The following is a 15,962-nucleotide window of genomic DNA, read 5'->3' as shown; positions in this document are numbered from 1 at the left end:
TCCCGCTATTCCTGAGCGATGCCTATCTGACTCATTTCCTGCGCCTTCCGAAGCGTTTCCATACTTCCGATGTCGATCCAGTACCCCGTCGTCTGCGGCACGCCCGCTACGTGCAAGCCCGCATGCAATGCCGCTTGGACCAGTTGCCAGCCTTCGTAGGCAATTCCCTTAGGAAGCAGGTTAAGGACTTTTTTATTGAAAATATATACTCCCGCATTGACCATAAATTCGTACCCGGGTTTTTCTGTGAAACTGGTAATACGACCGTTAGGGGTCATTTCCAACACTCCGTAAGGCACTTTAACGGTACTGGGCACGGTCAGAACGGCCATGTCGGCCTTCTGTGAAAAATATTCGGTGCACAAATTGCCGGTATCGAAATTGGAATATACATCGCCGTTGATAACCAGAAAATGCTCGTGCGGCCAGCGATATTTGAGCGTCATGGCACCGATACTGCCCATTGGAAGGCGTTCCTGAATATACCGAATGGAGATTCCCAGATCGCGGCCGTCGCCCAGGTAACTGGTCATCTGCTCGGCCAGGTGACCGACCGAAATGTGGATTTCCTTAAAACCAAATCCAGCCAAATGGTCGATCAGGTGCCGGATAATAGGCTTGCCGCCGACGGGGATGAGCGATTTGTGGGTATTGTCGGTCAGCGGTTTCAAGCGCGTGCCTTTGCCTCCGGCCATGATCACTACATTCACGGGCCAGTGGCCCATTTCTGTGTTCCAGTACATATCGTTCAGATCTTGATACCTACATTCAGAAACTTCCCGACGGTTTGACAAACCCTTTGCAACTGCTCGTCGGATACAGACGTTGAGCACGGGAGCATAATCCCGCGCCGGGACACGTTCGCGGCTACGTTTTCGTGGCTGACGTATAAATCCTGGCGAAATACCGGCAGTTCATGAATAGGCGTCCATAGTGGCCTGGTCTCGATATTTTCTGCCGCGAGAGCCGCGATCAGGCTGCGGCTTTCGCTGACGAGCATGGCAGAATGCCAATGGTTAGAATCGGTTCCGGGAGTCAGTTGCTGGAATATGATCCCGTAGTCGCCCAGCTCGTTTTCGTAATATGCTGCAACCTCTTTTTTTCTGAGCACGAATCCGGGCAGTTGCTCTATTTGTGCGCAGCCCATTGCCGCGAGCGGGTTCACAAGCCGGAAGTTGTAACCAAGTTCGTCGTGGATGTATTCGGTCGGGTGACTTTTGGCCTGGGTAATGAGGTGTCGCGCACGTTTTGCAAGCGCATCGTCGTTCGTCAGGATCGCCCCGCCACCGGCAGTGGTGATGATTTTATTACTGTTAAAACTCATTGTCCCCAGCAGGCCCGAGGTCCCAGAATGCCTGCCATTTCTGAAAGATCCCAGAGAACATGCGGCATCTTCGACCACTGCCAGGGAAAACCGCTCTGCAATGGCATTAAGTTGCTCCATTTCGCAGACATTACCCAGCAAATGCACCGGTACCACCGCTTTGATCCGCCGGTGGCTTTCGCGGTGGAAGCACCCGCCGCTGTTCCGGTATGTCTGGTTTTCCAGGAAATCCAGCAAGAGATCCAGATCCATTAGCCAGGTCCGGGCGTCGATGTCGACTATCACCGGATTGGCGCCGAGGTATCTGACTGCATTTGCCGTTGCCACGAAAGTGAGGTCAGGGACGAGTACGAGATCCCCTTTTTCCACGCCTGCGAGGGTGAGCGCTACCTGCAACGCGCTCGTGCCATTGCTTACGCCTATTACATGTGCGGTGCCCGTATAATCGGCCAGTTGCTGTTCGAAGCGGCGCAGGAAGCTGCCGCCGGACAGCCAGTTGGAGTCGATTGCCTCGGCCATGTATTGCTTTTCGCGCCCATTGAGATTGGGCTCGCAGAGTGGGATAGAGGAGGGTTTAAACGTTTCCATATCTTGCATTCATTGGTTCGCTGATCACCTGTTCGCGGAACAGGGAAGCAATTTCACGGATACCATTTGGGACGGTTTTGGAAATGGCAAAACCAAGCACATTTTTGATTTTATCACAATTCACCTTGTAATCGCGCGGATCGGTTACCACCGGATGATAATTCACTTCCAGTGAGGGAATTGCCTTGCCGATTTCCGCTGCCAGCATTTTCTTGGTGTAGTTCTGCGAGGTATCGCCCACATTAAATGCTTCCCCATCGACCTTCGCTTTGTCGGCCGTGAGTGCGATTTTTACCGAACGGGCCAGGTCGCTCACGTGGCAATAGGGACGCCAGAAGTTTTCACCGTAAATTAGTAACGGTTTTCCCAATGCAGCATCGCGCGTGAATTCATTGACGGTAAGGTCGAAACGTGGCCTGGGCGATATGCCGTAAACCGTGGAAAAGCGAAGAATAGTGCGTGTGATAGTGCTGTTTTCCCGGCTAAGCAGATATTTTTCAAAATTCACTTTGGTTTCGGAATACAATGAAATCGGGTTAAGCTCCGCCGTTTCATCCAGCAGCGAATCGGCTACGGCCATTTTGCCGTAATTGCTGCAAGTGGAGGCAAATACGAACCGCTCGATTCCCGCCTCTTCGCAAAGCTCGTACAGGCGTACGGATGCGTGCCAGTTCACCTGCAGGGCCAGTTCGGGATATTTTTTGCAGGGCGGTTCGCCAACGATAGCCGCCAGGTGGCATACGCAGTCCACACCTTTTAATGCCGCTCTGATATCATCATCGTTCCGAAGATCGCCATTGATGAAGCTGAACGCAGGGTTGCCCCAAAAGCTCAGCAGCGATTCGCCCCCGAAAGACAGATTGTCGAATACAACCACCTGAAAGTCCTCCTGCAAGAGGATGCGAACCAGCTCGGAGCCGATATAACCCGCTCCGCCTGTTACGAGAACCGTCTTATTTTCTTTGTTAAACATGTGCAGCAACTTTGTAAAATGATCGAATGAGTTCTTCTGTGATAATGTCGGGCGACCATTGGTCGATGATTGCTTTCCCGTTGCTGCCCATTTGCGCGAATTTTTCGGGATGATCCATGAACCATAGCAGCTTACTGGTAAAATCCGGCTGACTGGAAGGGTCGAAACGGAAGCCGTTCAGTCCGTCTATTACCAGGTCGGAAGCGCTGCCGCACCGTTCCGAAACCAGTACAGGCATCGAGTAAACCATTGCCTCGTTGGTCAGAAAGCCAAAGGGCTCGAAAGTGCTGGGCAGCACGGCAATGTCGGCGAGCGTGTAGCGGATCGGTACTTCATACCATTCGCAGGGCTCCATCCAATGCACCGATTCACAGCCCAGCGAACTGATCAATTCTTGCAGCAGCGGCTTCTGATTTCCCTCGCCGCTCAGGATCAGTCCCCAATCGTCTCTGTGAGCGGATAAGCTTTTTGCCTCATGAAATGCCCTGATGAACATATCGAGGTTTTTCCGCTCCACGAACCGGCCTGCATACAGGAAGTTGTAACGCGGCAGGCCTGTTTCAGCTTTCCGGCGCTCGCGCAAACGCAGCTCGCGCGTAAAGATTTCGAGAAGCGCATCGTTATCTACGCCAACGTTCTTGGTGCTCAGAATACGCTCACGTTTCACCTCCAGTTTTAGCGCATAGTCAGCTGCTTTCTGCCCCAGGCACACCAGTGCATTGCATTGGCTCAGAAATGCTTTCTTTAATTCTTCTTTCCACCACACCCGCCGCCTGCTGATTTCGCTGCTTTCAAAATCCAGTACAACTTTTATCTTTTTGATTTTGCAATAAGCCAGTACAGCCCAGTAGGAAGGGTCGTAATAGCCGTTGAGATAAACAATGGCCGGCCGATGATTGCGGAGTGCTGTGAGTAGCTTTTGCGTTTTTTCGGCATGCCCGATGTGCTCGATGGCTTTGTCGGGAAACAGCACTTCGTAAGGGTAAGTATGAATGCTGAGATCGGTTTTCAGACCAAGCCGGCTTAGCTCGCTGAAAGCCAGCTGCAACACAAAGAAGTCATTGCCTTCCCTATTCAGCCGCTGGTGAAGTTCGGTGAAAATTTTGGCCTTGTAGTGCGACCAGAGGATATTATGGATAGCCAGTATCTTCATTGATTTCTGATTTCAGTCACGCAAAGCCAGGCTTTTTCAGGCCTTTACACTTTGGACAGGACTGGAACGGAAATCAATGCACGTTCCCGGAAAATTTTTTCTCCCGGGGACGTGAAAGTGGCATTATTGAAGCGTATTGCTAAGTCTTTTTAGCTCGATCTCAGCTGATTTGGCAGCGTAGTTCAGGTTGATCAGCCGGTAACCCGCTTCTTCAAAACTGCGCTGGGCTTCGCGAACGTCGATGATGGTTGCCTGTATCAACTCGAAACGCTGGAGTGTCAGATCGAGCAGCTGTTTGCTTAATGCATAGTTTTTTTTCTGGTTTTCCAGTTGTTCGATCGAGCTCTGGTAGGTTTGATAGGTTTTGACGGCACCCGCGCTGTAATCGCGAAGCAATGTGCTTTTTTGCAATTCAGCGGTTTCCGTATCGATCTCGGCGGCTTGTTTCTGGCGTTTGAATGCCGAGCCGTTGTAGATCGGGATAGCCAGCGAAATGCCTGCCTGAGGACCCGCCACACGGTTGAGCAATGTAAGACCAGCCGCCGTTTGGTTACGGGAAAAGTTGTAAGCTGCATTAACCCGGACCGTCGGATAACGGAGCGCAGCCGTTTCCCTCACAATTAGCTCGTTGATTTTGATCTGATGATCCGCCGCCTTGACATCGGCGTTGGAAGCCAGACGGTCCATTACAGAGGCCAGTTGCAAATTGTTGTCAACGGTGATGGTATCCTTAATGGTCACTGCCGATTTTGGGTCGAGCGTGAGTGTGCGAAGGAGTTCGGTTTTGGCTACCTGCGCAACCATTTGCTGGTTCAGCAAAGTCTGATTAAGCGTGTTCAGATCGATTTCCGCCTGGAAAATATCCGCATTGTTGGCCATACCTGCCTCTTTCCGCACGCGCAGGATTTCAAGGCGCTTTTCTGAGGCGAAAATGGAAGTGCGGATTGTGTTGATATAGCTCAACTGGCGCACCACATCATAGTAGCTTGTCATTACGAGCGCGATCGTGTTCTGGATCTGCGAATTAAGGACTTCGGCGCTTTGGTATTGGAGCTCGGCCAATCGTTTTTTGGTCGCTACCACCCGTTTGCCATTGTACAGGAGCATTCCCACAGTAAGGTTTGCCTGTGTGTTGTTACCTGCGGCGGCGTTGCGATTGATCTCTACACCTGTGTTCAGTTTCTGGTTCACCTGTGTGATCTGCTCTGTATTAGTAGCATTCAGGGATACTGTCGGCAGGCCACCGGCCACGCCATAGTTGTTCAGGATCGTATTCGCCTCCACATTGTTCTTGGCGATCTCGATTTCGTAACTGTTTTTCAAAGCAGTCGCAATTGCCTGATCGAGCGTAAGCATGAGCGTATCGGCAGGCAGGCCCGCGCCTGGAAGACCTGCCCAGGCGCTACCCGAACAGAGCAGAATGAATAGGAATGTGTTTTTGTATTTCTTAGGAAAGGTGAGCGAGCCCATGTAAAGAACAATAGTTGATTTTGTATGAATAATTCCCTCCGAAAAGGATTGTTACCGTGATTTTATGCCACAAGCTCCTCTGCCATCTTCTGCTCTTCGGTCACCTTGTGTTTTTTGGGAGAAATAAATGTGTAGATCGCCGGGATCACAAACAACGTCAGGATCAGCGAGAACATCAGACCGCCCACGATCACAACCCCCAGCGGTACCCGGCTGGTTGCCGCAGCGCCGAGGCTCAATGCGATCGGCAATGCACCGAAGGCCGTCGCAAGGCTCGTCATCAGGATCGGACGCAAACGCTGTGTGGCGGATTCGACTGCCGCGGCCATTCTGCCCATTCCCTGTTCCCGTTTCTGGTTGGCAAATTCCACAATAAGGATACCATTTTTCGTCACAAGCCCGATCAGCATGATCATACCGATCTGCGAGAAGATATTGATGGTTAATCCAAACAAATAAAGGCTTAGTAATGCGCCTGCCAACGCCAACGGCACCGTGATCATGATGATGAACGGATCGGTGAAGCTCTCAAACTGGCCTGCAAGTACCAGGTATACGAGCAAAAGTGCCAATCCGAATGCAAAGCTGGTGTTGGAAGAACTTTCTTCGAAGTCGCGCGAAGGGCCGGTGAGCGATGTCTGGAAAGACTCATCAAGCAATTTGGCCCCGATGCGGCGCATGGCTTCCACGCCGTCGCCAATGGTTTTTCCTTCTACAAGCGATGCGGAGATCGTGGCGCTTTTGTAGCGGTTATAGTGGTAAATCGTTGGCGGGCCACTTTCTTCTTCCATATGCACTACCGCCGTGAGCGGGATGCTCTCCCCGCGATTGTTGCGCACGTACAATTTGTCGATATCAGCAGGCTTATTACGCTCCGCACGTTCTACCTGGCCTATTACCTGGTATTGTTGGCCATTCATGATAAAGTAGGCCAAACGACGACCGCTGAATGCCGCCTGAATGGTCGCCGCGACGTCGGTGGTCGATAAACCCAGGTCGCGGGCTTTGAGGCGGTCGATGGTAAGCCGTACTTCGGGCTTATTGAATTTCAGGTTCACATCGACATTCTGGAAAGTAGGGTCCTGGCGGGCTTCGTCAAGAAATTTCGGAAGCACTTCGCTCAGCTTATCGAAATCAAGGTTTTGCAATACAAATTGAACAGGAAGCGATCCTCTTGAACCGATACCTACGGAAATGGTCTGCTCTTGCGTCGCGAATATCCGGGCATCGTTAAATCTGGAAAGTTTCTTATTAATGTCCTGGGCGATCTCGTTCTGGCTCCTTTTGCGCTGGTCAGCCGGGACAAGCCCGATGCGGCCCGTACCGCTGTTCACACCGCCGCCGCCAAAGCCGGGAGTAGCAGAGAAGGTAAATGCTTTTTCAGGAATAGAATCATTCAAAAAATCGCTGAGCTGGTCGGAAACCTGCTGCATTTGGTCAAAACTGGTGCCCTCTGGTGCAGACAGGTTGAAACGGATACTATTGCGGTCCTCCATTGGCGCAAGTTCGCTTTGCAAATGCGAATAGGTGAACCAGATCATTACGCCGCAGGCCACTACCAGCACCCATGCCACCCAACGGGCTTTCATAAACCCGCGGAGCATCCGGTTGTAGCCGTCTTCCATTCCCGTAAAGAATGGCTCCGTTTTGTTGTAAAACCAGCCGTGGCCCGCATCCTTGCGGTTCAGCACCACGTTCAGTACCGGGGTGATCGTCAGTGAAACGAATGCAGAAATCAATACTGCCGATGCGACGACGATGCCGAATTCGCGGAAAAGACTTCCTACAAAACCTTCCAGGAATATCACAGGTAGGAACACCACCGCGAGCGTCAACGAAGTTGAAATAACCGCGAAGAAGATCTCCCGGCTGCCTTCCAGTGCAGCCTGCCGGATCGGCAGGCCGCTTTCGAGCTTTCGGAAGATGTTTTCGGTTACTACAATACCATCATCGACCACTAGGCCCGTCGCAAGCACGATCCCGAGCAGCGTGAGGATATTGATCGAAAAGCCGCACATGTACATTACGAAAAACGTCGCTACGAGCGATATCGGAATGTCTATCAACGGCCGTACCGCCACCAGCAGGTTACGGAAGAAGAATAGGATTACGATCACTACCAGAGAGAATGCGATGATCAGCGTTTCTTCCACTTCCTTGATAGACTGTCGCACGAGACGCGTGTTATCGATCAGGACGTTGAAGGTAATGTCCGATTTATTCGACTTCTGGATTTCGGCGAGGCGTTTGTTGAATTCGTCGGAAATCTGTACATAGTTGGCGCCGGGCTGGGGGATTACAGCCAAACCTACCGCATACATGCCGTTGTATTTCCAGCTCTGTTCTTCGTTTTCAGGGCCTAGCTCGACTTTGGCTACATTACCGAGCCTTACAATGCCTGAGCTGTCGTTGCGGATCACCAGGTCGTTGAACTCTTTCTCGCTCTTCAAACGGCCCATTGTCCGGATCGTCAATTCTGTATTGTCGCCGTAGATCTTACCGGCCGGCAATTCCACGTTTTCCGCCGCAAGAGTGCTGGTAATGTCATTGAATGAGATATTGTAGGAGCTCATCTGGTCGGGATTCAGCCAGATGCGCATGGCATATCGTTTTTGCCCGAAAATATTGATCGCGCTCACGCCGTCGATCGTTTGCAGGCTTTGTTGGAGCACGTTTTCCGCGTACTCACTCAGTTCGAGCAAGCCTTTCGAAGGACTCTGTACGGCGAGCAGGAGAATGAAATCGGAGTTGGCGTCGGCCTTGCTAACTACCGGCGGGGCGTCGATATCCTGCGGCAGGTTGCGGACAGCCTGGCTTACCTTGTCGCGCACGTCGTTGGCGGCACCTTCCAGGTCGGATTTCAGGTTGAATTCAACCGTAATGTTGCTGGAACCGATCTGGCTGGAAGAGCTGATACTTTTGATGCCGGGGATCCCGTTAATGCTTTTTTCGAGCGGTTCGGTGATCTGGCTCTCGATAATGTCGGCATTGGCTCCGGTGTAGCTCGTTCGCACGTTCACGATCGGCGGATCGATGGCCGGGTAGTCCCTCAGTGAAAGAAAGTTATATCCTACCACACCAAAAAGGATGATGAGCAGGTTCATCACGACCGCCAGAACGGGCCGTTTCAGGGATAGTTCTGAAATATTCATAGCATGGGGTTCAAAGGAATGGTCATTGCAACAAGCGCCGTGAGGGCAGTTGTTACTTACTCGCCACATTCAGGTTTCTAACACTTCTCACTTTCACAGGAGCATCGGGACGGGCGAAAAGTACGCCCGAAACAACCACCGTATCGCCGACATTCAGGCCTTTGGTCACTTCTACCACATCCTCCCTGCGGTCGCCGGTTTCCACCTGCGTAAAAACGGCCTTGCCGCCCTTGACGACCACGACTTTTTTGCTTCGTGCTTCCGGGATAATGCTGTTGGAGGGGATGAGTATGCTATTCTTATTGTTACTGGCAGTGATATAGACTTTTGCAAATGAACCCGGGCTGGTATTTCCCGAGCTCAGCACCGCGCGTACGGTAAGGTTCCGCGTGGTCTGATTGACCTGTGGTTCAATGGCGAGAATGCGGGCAGTTTCGTATTTGCCGGAGGCCTGGTCGAGCATTACCTCCACCGTACCGCCTTTGTTTACATATTGCTGGTAGCTTTCGGGAACCGTGAAATCGATCCGGAGATTGGACAGCTGCTGCATCGTGGCAATGACACTCTGGGGCGTCACGTACGAGCCTGCGCTCACCTTGCGCAAGCCTATCACGCCCGTGAACGGCGCTTTGATGATCGTTTTATCGATCAAGGCCTGCGTATAGGCCATGTCGGCTTTGAGTGTATTGACATTATTGGCGGCCAGGTCGTAGTCCGCCTGGTTAATGCCGTTGACCGCAATCAGCTGTTTAAGCCTTTTCTCAGTCGTTTCGGCGAGGTCGAGCTGTATCTTCGACCGGTTGAGCTGGGCAAGGAGGTCGGCATTATTGATCCGGGCGATGACGGTGCCTTTTTGTACGGTTTTGCCTTCGGGAACGTCGAGGAACGTGAGCAATCCGCTTACTTCCGGCCGCAATTCCGCGAATTCGTTGGCCACGATGGTACCATTCACTTCGACCCTGTCACTGACCTTTTCGGATTTCGCAACGATCACATCTACGATAGTGGGACCGCCACCACCTTTTTGCTGAAAAGTATCCTTTTTTTCTCCGCACGAAAGCGTAATAAAGAGCGAACCGGCAATGAAAAGTGAAGACAGAGGTTTGGTTAAGTTTGGCAGTCCTTCTGCAAAGGCAGATCTGGCGATAACATTCATAGGGTTTGGTTAACCTGGCTTAAAATGGTTTAGGAGTTCCGAGGACTAAATACGTCCTAGTCAGTGGTTTGTTCAAAAATAGATATTAATCTCGAACCGATTAGACTTTTTGCCGCTATAAAAGTTTAATGCCAGCTAATTTTTTTAGAAGGAACTCCCGATTACTTTCAGCAAAGTATCGCATTTTAGCTCGGTTTCGAGCCATTCCTGCTCAGGCACAGAGTCTTCCGTAATTCCCGCGCCGGCAAAAAATGTCGCAATGCCGTCTTTAAACCGCACAGTGCGGAGGTTTACGAACAGATTGGTATCGCCGCCCACCTGCGCCGGGCCCAGAAAGCCACTGTAATAGGAGCGGTTATAGCCTTCCACATCATTGATAAATTGAAGGCTGGGAGCCTTGGGAACGCCGCAAATGGCTGATGTAGGATGCAGAAGTTTAAGCATTACCGAAGCCAGTTCAGGGAAATTCAGCGCCACGGTATCTACCTCGAAAACCGTTCTGAGGTGGTACAGGTTACCCGCCAGTACAGTTTTAGGCCCCGTTTCCAGGTATTCGCGTAAACGTATTTTTTTAAAGCATTCAATAATATACCGGCTCACCAGCGCTTGCTCCTCAATTTCTTTCTCGCCCCAGCGGATGTCGTATTTGGGTATAAGTGTGCCCGAAGCATCGCGGGCGCCCTGCGTGCCTGCGAGGGACATTGTTTTGAAAGTACCCGTGGACACTTGCTCCACCAGCAACTCGGGGCTTGCGCCGAGCCACATTTCATTTTCTTCGGGCAGGTTCACCAGGGAAACAAATGCATGAGGGTAAGCTTTTACGAGCCTTTGAAAGGCCTGCGCCGGCTGGAATGCGTCGGTGTAACGGAAATCTTTCGAGCGCGAAAGCACTACTTTTTTGAACTGGTTCTGACGAATGGCGGCTACGGCAAGTTCTACCGTTCGTTCGAACCGGGATTTGGCATCCATATGGCCACCCAGCGGCAGAAGCGGGAGGGCGCGGTGATATTGTTGGTTTTCTTCAATGCCTGTGGTCGATGCAAGCTGTACCAGCCTTTTTACTTCGGGATGTTCTTCTCCAAGCTGGTTCTCAATTTGTGTGATCCGGTTGTCCTCGGAGAATGTAAGGATAATATCGCCTTCCAGAAAGAGCACTTCCTGGTCGTCTTCCCAGTAAAATGTGCTCATCACGAATCCCGGGCTCATTTTTTCGAGTTCGGGGAGGCACTTGCGAATGCCCTCCTGTATGGAGATCAGCAGCTTTATTTCGTTGGTATGCGGCAAACGCCATAATGCAGACGGGAAACCCATCATTTTGGAGGCGCGCCAAAGCTCCTGAATCTGTAATCCTTCAAATATTGAAATCCCGGTGTCGGTCTGTACTGATAGCATTTATAACGAATGGGCAATATCCCGTTAGGTCAATTTCCTGCAAAATAATGTTAGCGCTCTGCATTCACAATAGCGACGGTGAGTCTGCTTATACAAACGAGTTTGTTTTCCTCATTGGTAATACGAATGTCCCAGATGTGCGTGGTCCGGCCGATGTGGATGGGGCGCACGGTTCCGTAAACATATCCTTCTCTTACCGGCCTGAGGTGGTTAGCATTAATTTCAAGGCCCACGGCGTGCTTGTTCTCGTTTTCGGGAATGCATAAAAACGACGCTATGCTACCCAGTGTTTCAGCCAGCACAACGGATGCCCCGCCATGCAAAATTCCGAAGGGCTGGTGCGTACGTTGGTCGACCGGCATCTTCGCTGACACATAATCTTTTCCGATTTCCGTAAACTCTATTCCGATGTGATGGGCAATACTATTCTTTCCAAAAGATTGTAGTGAATCGACGGTGACGGTTTTAGCAAACATATCTAAAAAATGTATAAATTTGTATTGGCTTTGCGGACCAAAAACAAGGTTTTTGTAAATTTAATATTTAAATTATCCTACTATTTTGAAAAGAAAATCGATTTACCTCATTCGCCACGGTGAAACTGATTTTAACCGCAGGGGAGTTGTGCAGGGAAGTGGTGTTGACTCCTTGCTGAATGAATGGGGAGAAGCTCAGGCCGAAGCTTTTTTTAATGCTTACCAACATGTTCCTTTTGACAAAATTTATACTTCCGATTTAAAGCGAACACATCAAACCGTTCGTGGGTTCATCAGGCTCGGCATACCGCATGAAAGCTATTCCGGGCTGAATGAAATATCTTGGGGAGACCGCGAAGGTCGCGAGCCCAACACGGGTGACAATAACTATTACCGTGAACTGGTTAATGCCTGGAAAGCAGGCGATGTGGACCTGGCGGCCGAGGGGGGGGAAAGCCCTGTCGACGTACGGGCACGCCAGATTCCCGTTATTGAATCGATACTCTCGCGCCCGCATGAAAGGAATATCCTCATCGCGATGCACGGCCGTGCCATGCGCGTATTGCTGACGACGCTTTTTAACCAGCCGCTGGTTAGAATGGACGACTACGAACACAGCAATCTTTGCCTCTACAAGATCAACTACTCGTACGATACCCAGCAGTTTGAACTGGAAGTGTCTAACGACATTACACACCTTCTTTCCATCGAAATCCCGCAAACGATATAGCAGCCGTTTGTGTAGATTCGTTTCCATTGGTGTATTAATGTACCTCTGCTGAGGGGTCATTAATACATTTGTGGCTTTTCAATACATTATCAGCGTTCCTATGTTCATGTCCAAAAAACGCATCTATTGGACTCTGCAAATTCTTGGCTGGACATTGATCATCATGTTCGAATACATTCCTTATGTGTTGGAGTATGGTTTTAAACTGACTGAATTCTATTCTGCATTCGCTAATATCCTGCTAGGCATTTGCCTTACCCACGTATACCGACTTGTGATCAGACGGTGGAACTGGTCGTCGCTGCCCCTGCCCAGGCTTGCGTTACGTGTGATTGGCTCGGTATTGTGGCTGGGACTTATTATGACGATGATCAACCAGCCAATGGACCGGGAAGTACTGGAACACAACATGCTTAACCAGCCGTTGATTTTTTGGGGTTATTATACCAACTGGTGCAAAATCCTTCTGGCCTGGATACTGTCTTACACGGTTTACCATTATGTAGAGCAAAACCGGCTGGCGAGCTATGAAAAGATCATGCTTAAAATGTCGATGCGCGAGGCGGAAGCGAAAGTACTTCGTTCGCAGCTCAACCCGCATTTTACATTCAATGCATTGAACAGCATTCGCGCGCTCGTGTATGAAGATCCCAAACGGGCGCAGCTGAGTATTACGCAGCTATCCAATATTTTAAGAAATTCATTGCTAGCCGATCGCCGCAAGACTGTCGATTTGCAGGAAGAACTGCGCACCGTGGAAGACTATCTCGAACTGGAAAAAGTGCGTTACGAGGACCGTCTCAGTTACAGCATTACCACCAATCCGCAGGCCATTTACTGGCAGGTGCCGCCGATGATGTTGCAGACCCTTGTCGAAAATGGTATTAAACACGGTGTCGCAAAGCAAATGGGAGGTGGATTTATCGGCTTAAAATCGGAAATTGCAAATGAGCTGCTCGTAATCACGATCCATAACTCGGGTAACCTGGGTAATACGGAAGTGAATGCAGGCAACGTCGGCAACACCGAGTCGGGTGGTGTGGGTTTGAAAAACACAGCCGAGCGACTGTCGATTTTGTACGGCAAGGCGGCAACATTCCGGATTTTCCAGGAGAAAGAGAACGTGGTTTGTTCGGAAATAAAAATCCCGATGCTTTCCGAGGGTGTGATGATGGTAGGGGAGGAATCCGGAAAAGAGAACTAATGACCAAATCAATATACTATCTGTTTATTTCCTAACTGATCCATCCGCCATGAGGACCTTAATTGTAGATGATGAGCGACTAGCGCGCAATGAGTTGAAGAGATTGCTTGAACCATACACTAAAATTGAAATAGTGGGAGAAGCCGCGAATGCGGAAGAGGCGCTGAAACTGATCGAAGAGCAGCAACCAGAATTGCTTTTCCTGGATATCCAAATGCCTGGCAAAAACGGTTTCGAATTACTCTCGTCGATCGAGGGTAAGAGTCCGGAGGTGATTTTTACGACCGCATTTGATGAATATGCGATCAAAGCATTCGAATTCAATGCATTGGATTACCTTTTAAAGCCGATCGATACCGAGCGACTTAAAGAAACCATTCATCGTATTGAGGAGAATCAGGCACAGCCCGAGGCCAGTACACATCCCAGCGAGCGCGCCGAAAAAGTTCTTGGTGAAAACGATCAGGTGTTTGTGAAAGACGGAGAGAAATGCTGGTTTGTCAAACTGGGTAAAATCCGCCTGTTCGAGTCGATGGGGAATTATGTTCGCCTGCATTTCGACGACCAAAAGCCTTTGGTATTGAAATCTTTGAATAACCTGGAAGAGCGTCTGGATCCGAACACCTATTTCCGGGCCAACCGCAAGCATATTATCAATTTGCATTGGATCGAGAAGATCGAGCCCTGGTTTAGCGGCGGGCTTTTGGTGACCTTGCAAGGTGGGGACAAAATCGAGATCTCACGCCGTCAGGCCATCCGTTTCAAAGAACTGATGAGCCTTTAATATCTTCCCGAAATATTAAAACCAAAATCTATGGGTTTGAAGCAAATGGCGGGCCTGGTGTTCGGCGCCTTGTTTTTTTGGGCGTGTAACCGGTCTTCTGAAAAGGAAGATGCAATCGCTGACGTTAGCTACCAGGCAGGAAAGGTAAAAAAAGAGCAATTCGGAGGCTGTGATACGATTAGGAACAAGGGAGTTTCTGTGCTGATCAACCTCTGGGAGCCGACCGATTCGGGAACAGTTGCTACGAAAATCCGGGAAATTCTGACTAAGAAGACAATCCAGCGGTTGAATTCCTACGGCGATCCGGCAAGTGTCGTCGCGCGTCTCGAGGCGAACAAGAGCGCCCGCGATGCATTCGAGGTTTTTGAAAAGAATTATAGTGATTTCAAAAAGGACTTTCCCGACGCGCCTGGTTGCTGGGAGGTAGAATTGCATGGTGATACTGTGATGACAACCCCGAAAGTGCTTTTCTATCAACTGGACCATTATGCGTTCACCGGCGGCGCGCATCCCAACAGTTTTACCTCCTATCATGCATTCGACGGCAAAACCGGCGAGGAGATTGAAATGAAAAATTTCGTAGCCGATTCCGTGGCGTTGCTGAAACTGGTGGAAACGAAGTTCCGTGAACTGGAAAAACTGGCACCCGGGGTAGACCTGGAAGATGCCGGATACTTTCTCGCGAACCACAAGTTCTTTATTCCCGCCAATTATGTGTTTACATCGGAAGGTGCCCTTTTCTTCTATAATCCTTACGAAATAGCTGCCTACGCGCGCGGGCCCATCGAATTTACGATCCCCTACGAGGAACTGAAAGGCATTATCCGAAAAGAGGCGGTGTTCTGATCACATCTCGCCGGAATCCTTAAAACTATAATAGCCGTCATCGGTAAAGATCATATGATCCAGCACAGGCAGGTCGAGCAATCGGCCTGCTTCTTTAATCTGCGCGGTAAGCACCTTGTCGGCCAGGCTGGGTATCAACTGTCCTGAGGGGTGGTTATGTACGAGAATAACTGAGCTGGCCATATGGTCCAGCGCGATTTTGAACACCATCTTAATGTCGGTGGCCGTACCGGAAATGCCGCCTACGCTCACCTGTATTGCCCGCATGACGTAATTCCCGCGGTTGAGCAGCAAAATCCAGAATTCTTCATGGGTCTTATCCATCAGATAGGGACGCATGGCTTCGTAGACTGGCACAGAGCCGTTTATTTTAAGTTTTTTATGAGGAATAATATCGCTGCGCCTTCTCCCGAGCTCTAATGCGGCCAGAATTGTGAGCGCCTTCGCTTCACCCATCCCTTTGATTTTGGTCAGGTCTTTGACGTTCAGTTTGGCGAGCTCGTTGATATTGTTCCCAACAGATGCCATCAGCGCTTTGGCAAGGTCGACGGCCGTCATTTCTGTGGTACCCGAGCGGATCAGATGGCCATCAGCTCCGAATCGGAGCAGGCAGCGCGGCCCTTGTTCTTGAATTTTTCACGGGGTTTGTCATCATCGTGCCAGTTGATGATCACTTTGGGATTGTCGGTTTTCTTTCTGGGCATATTCAGGACA

Annotated in this window: 13 protein-coding genes and 1 pseudogene; 4 read left to right on the top strand and 10 right to left on the bottom strand. The window is 50.3% G+C overall.

All coding sequences use genetic code 11. From position 1 onward, the window contains the following. Positions 1–5: 5 nt before the first annotated feature. From AAHB90_RS21135 to AAHB90_RS21095, 9 genes are all read right to left on the bottom strand, one after another. Positions 6–743 carry a nucleotidyltransferase family protein gene (locus AAHB90_RS21135; protein ID WP_342087191.1) on the bottom strand — a complete coding sequence of 246 codons (738 nt, stop codon included), beginning with the start codon at positions 741–743 and terminating at the stop codon, positions 6–8. 5 nt (positions 744–748) lie between these two features. Next, on the bottom strand, positions 749–1,912 hold the full coding sequence (locus AAHB90_RS21130; protein WP_342087190.1) for a LegC family aminotransferase: 1,164 nt from the start codon (positions 1,910–1,912) through the stop codon (positions 749–751). After that, a complete protein-coding gene (locus AAHB90_RS21125; protein WP_342087189.1) occupies positions 1,899–2,885 on the bottom strand; it encodes an NAD-dependent epimerase/dehydratase family protein in 987 nt (328 codons plus the stop codon). Before AAHB90_RS21125 ends, AAHB90_RS21130 begins: the two co-directional genes overlap by 14 nt. Beyond that, positions 2,878–4,038 carry a glycosyltransferase family 4 protein gene (locus AAHB90_RS21120; protein ID WP_342087188.1) on the bottom strand — a complete coding sequence of 387 codons (1,161 nt, stop codon included), beginning with the start codon at positions 4,036–4,038 and terminating at the stop codon, positions 2,878–2,880. The genes AAHB90_RS21125 and AAHB90_RS21120 overlap by 8 nt, the downstream gene beginning before the upstream one ends. Before the next feature lie 123 nt (positions 4,039–4,161). Further along, entirely contained in the window at positions 4,162–5,508 is a 1,347-nt protein-coding gene (locus AAHB90_RS21115; RefSeq protein WP_342087187.1) for a TolC family protein, read from the bottom strand. Positions 5,509–5,570: 62 nt separating this feature from the next. Continuing rightward, positions 5,571–8,660, bottom strand: coding sequence for an efflux RND transporter permease subunit (locus AAHB90_RS21110; protein ID WP_342087186.1), 3,090 nt, complete (start codon positions 8,658–8,660; stop codon positions 5,571–5,573). Positions 8,661–8,712: 52 nt separating this feature from the next. Continuing rightward, positions 8,713–9,816, bottom strand: a complete 1,104-nt coding sequence (locus AAHB90_RS21105) for an efflux RND transporter periplasmic adaptor subunit (RefSeq protein WP_342087185.1) — start codon at positions 9,814–9,816, stop codon at positions 8,713–8,715. Positions 9,817–9,960: 144 nt separating this feature from the next. Continuing rightward, positions 9,961–11,208, bottom strand: a complete 1,248-nt coding sequence (locus AAHB90_RS21100) for a chorismate-binding protein (protein ID WP_342087184.1) — start codon at positions 11,206–11,208, stop codon at positions 9,961–9,963. Positions 11,209–11,258: 50 nt separating this feature from the next. Beyond that, on the bottom strand, positions 11,259–11,684 hold the full coding sequence (locus AAHB90_RS21095) for a hotdog fold thioesterase (protein ID WP_342087183.1): 426 nt from the start codon (positions 11,682–11,684) through the stop codon (positions 11,259–11,261). Positions 11,685–11,769: 85 nt separating this feature from the next. Between AAHB90_RS21095 and AAHB90_RS21090 the strand changes: the two genes are divergently transcribed. From AAHB90_RS21090 to AAHB90_RS21075, 4 genes are all read left to right on the top strand, one after another. Then, positions 11,770–12,414 carry a histidine phosphatase family protein gene (locus AAHB90_RS21090; protein WP_342087182.1) on the top strand — a complete coding sequence of 215 codons (645 nt, stop codon included), beginning with the start codon at positions 11,770–11,772 and terminating at the stop codon, positions 12,412–12,414. A 106-nt stretch (positions 12,415–12,520) separates the two neighbouring features. After that, positions 12,521–13,618 (top strand): sensor histidine kinase, encoded by a 1,098-nt coding sequence (locus tag AAHB90_RS21085; RefSeq protein ID WP_342087181.1) that lies wholly within the window; start codon positions 12,521–12,523, stop codon positions 13,616–13,618. Positions 13,619–13,667: 49 nt separating this feature from the next. After that, positions 13,668–14,402, top strand: coding sequence for a LytR/AlgR family response regulator transcription factor (locus AAHB90_RS21080; protein WP_342087180.1), 735 nt, complete (start codon positions 13,668–13,670; stop codon positions 14,400–14,402). A 30-nt stretch (positions 14,403–14,432) separates the two neighbouring features. After that, complete coding sequence (locus AAHB90_RS21075) at positions 14,433–15,248, top strand: DUF3298 and DUF4163 domain-containing protein (RefSeq protein ID WP_342087179.1); 816 nt, start codon at positions 14,433–14,435, stop codon at positions 15,246–15,248. Here the strand turns inward: AAHB90_RS21075 and radC are convergent. After that, positions 15,249–15,952, bottom strand: a pseudogene (gene radC / locus AAHB90_RS21070) (RadC family protein). Between the last annotated feature and the right edge of the window lie 10 nt (positions 15,953–15,962).

The organism is Dyadobacter sp. OTU695, assembly GCF_038440355.1.
GTDB lineage: Bacteria > Bacteroidota > Bacteroidia > Cytophagales > Spirosomataceae > Dyadobacter.
The sequence above is the reverse complement of the archived record's forward strand: the minus strand, read 5'-3'. Positions and strand labels throughout refer to the sequence as shown.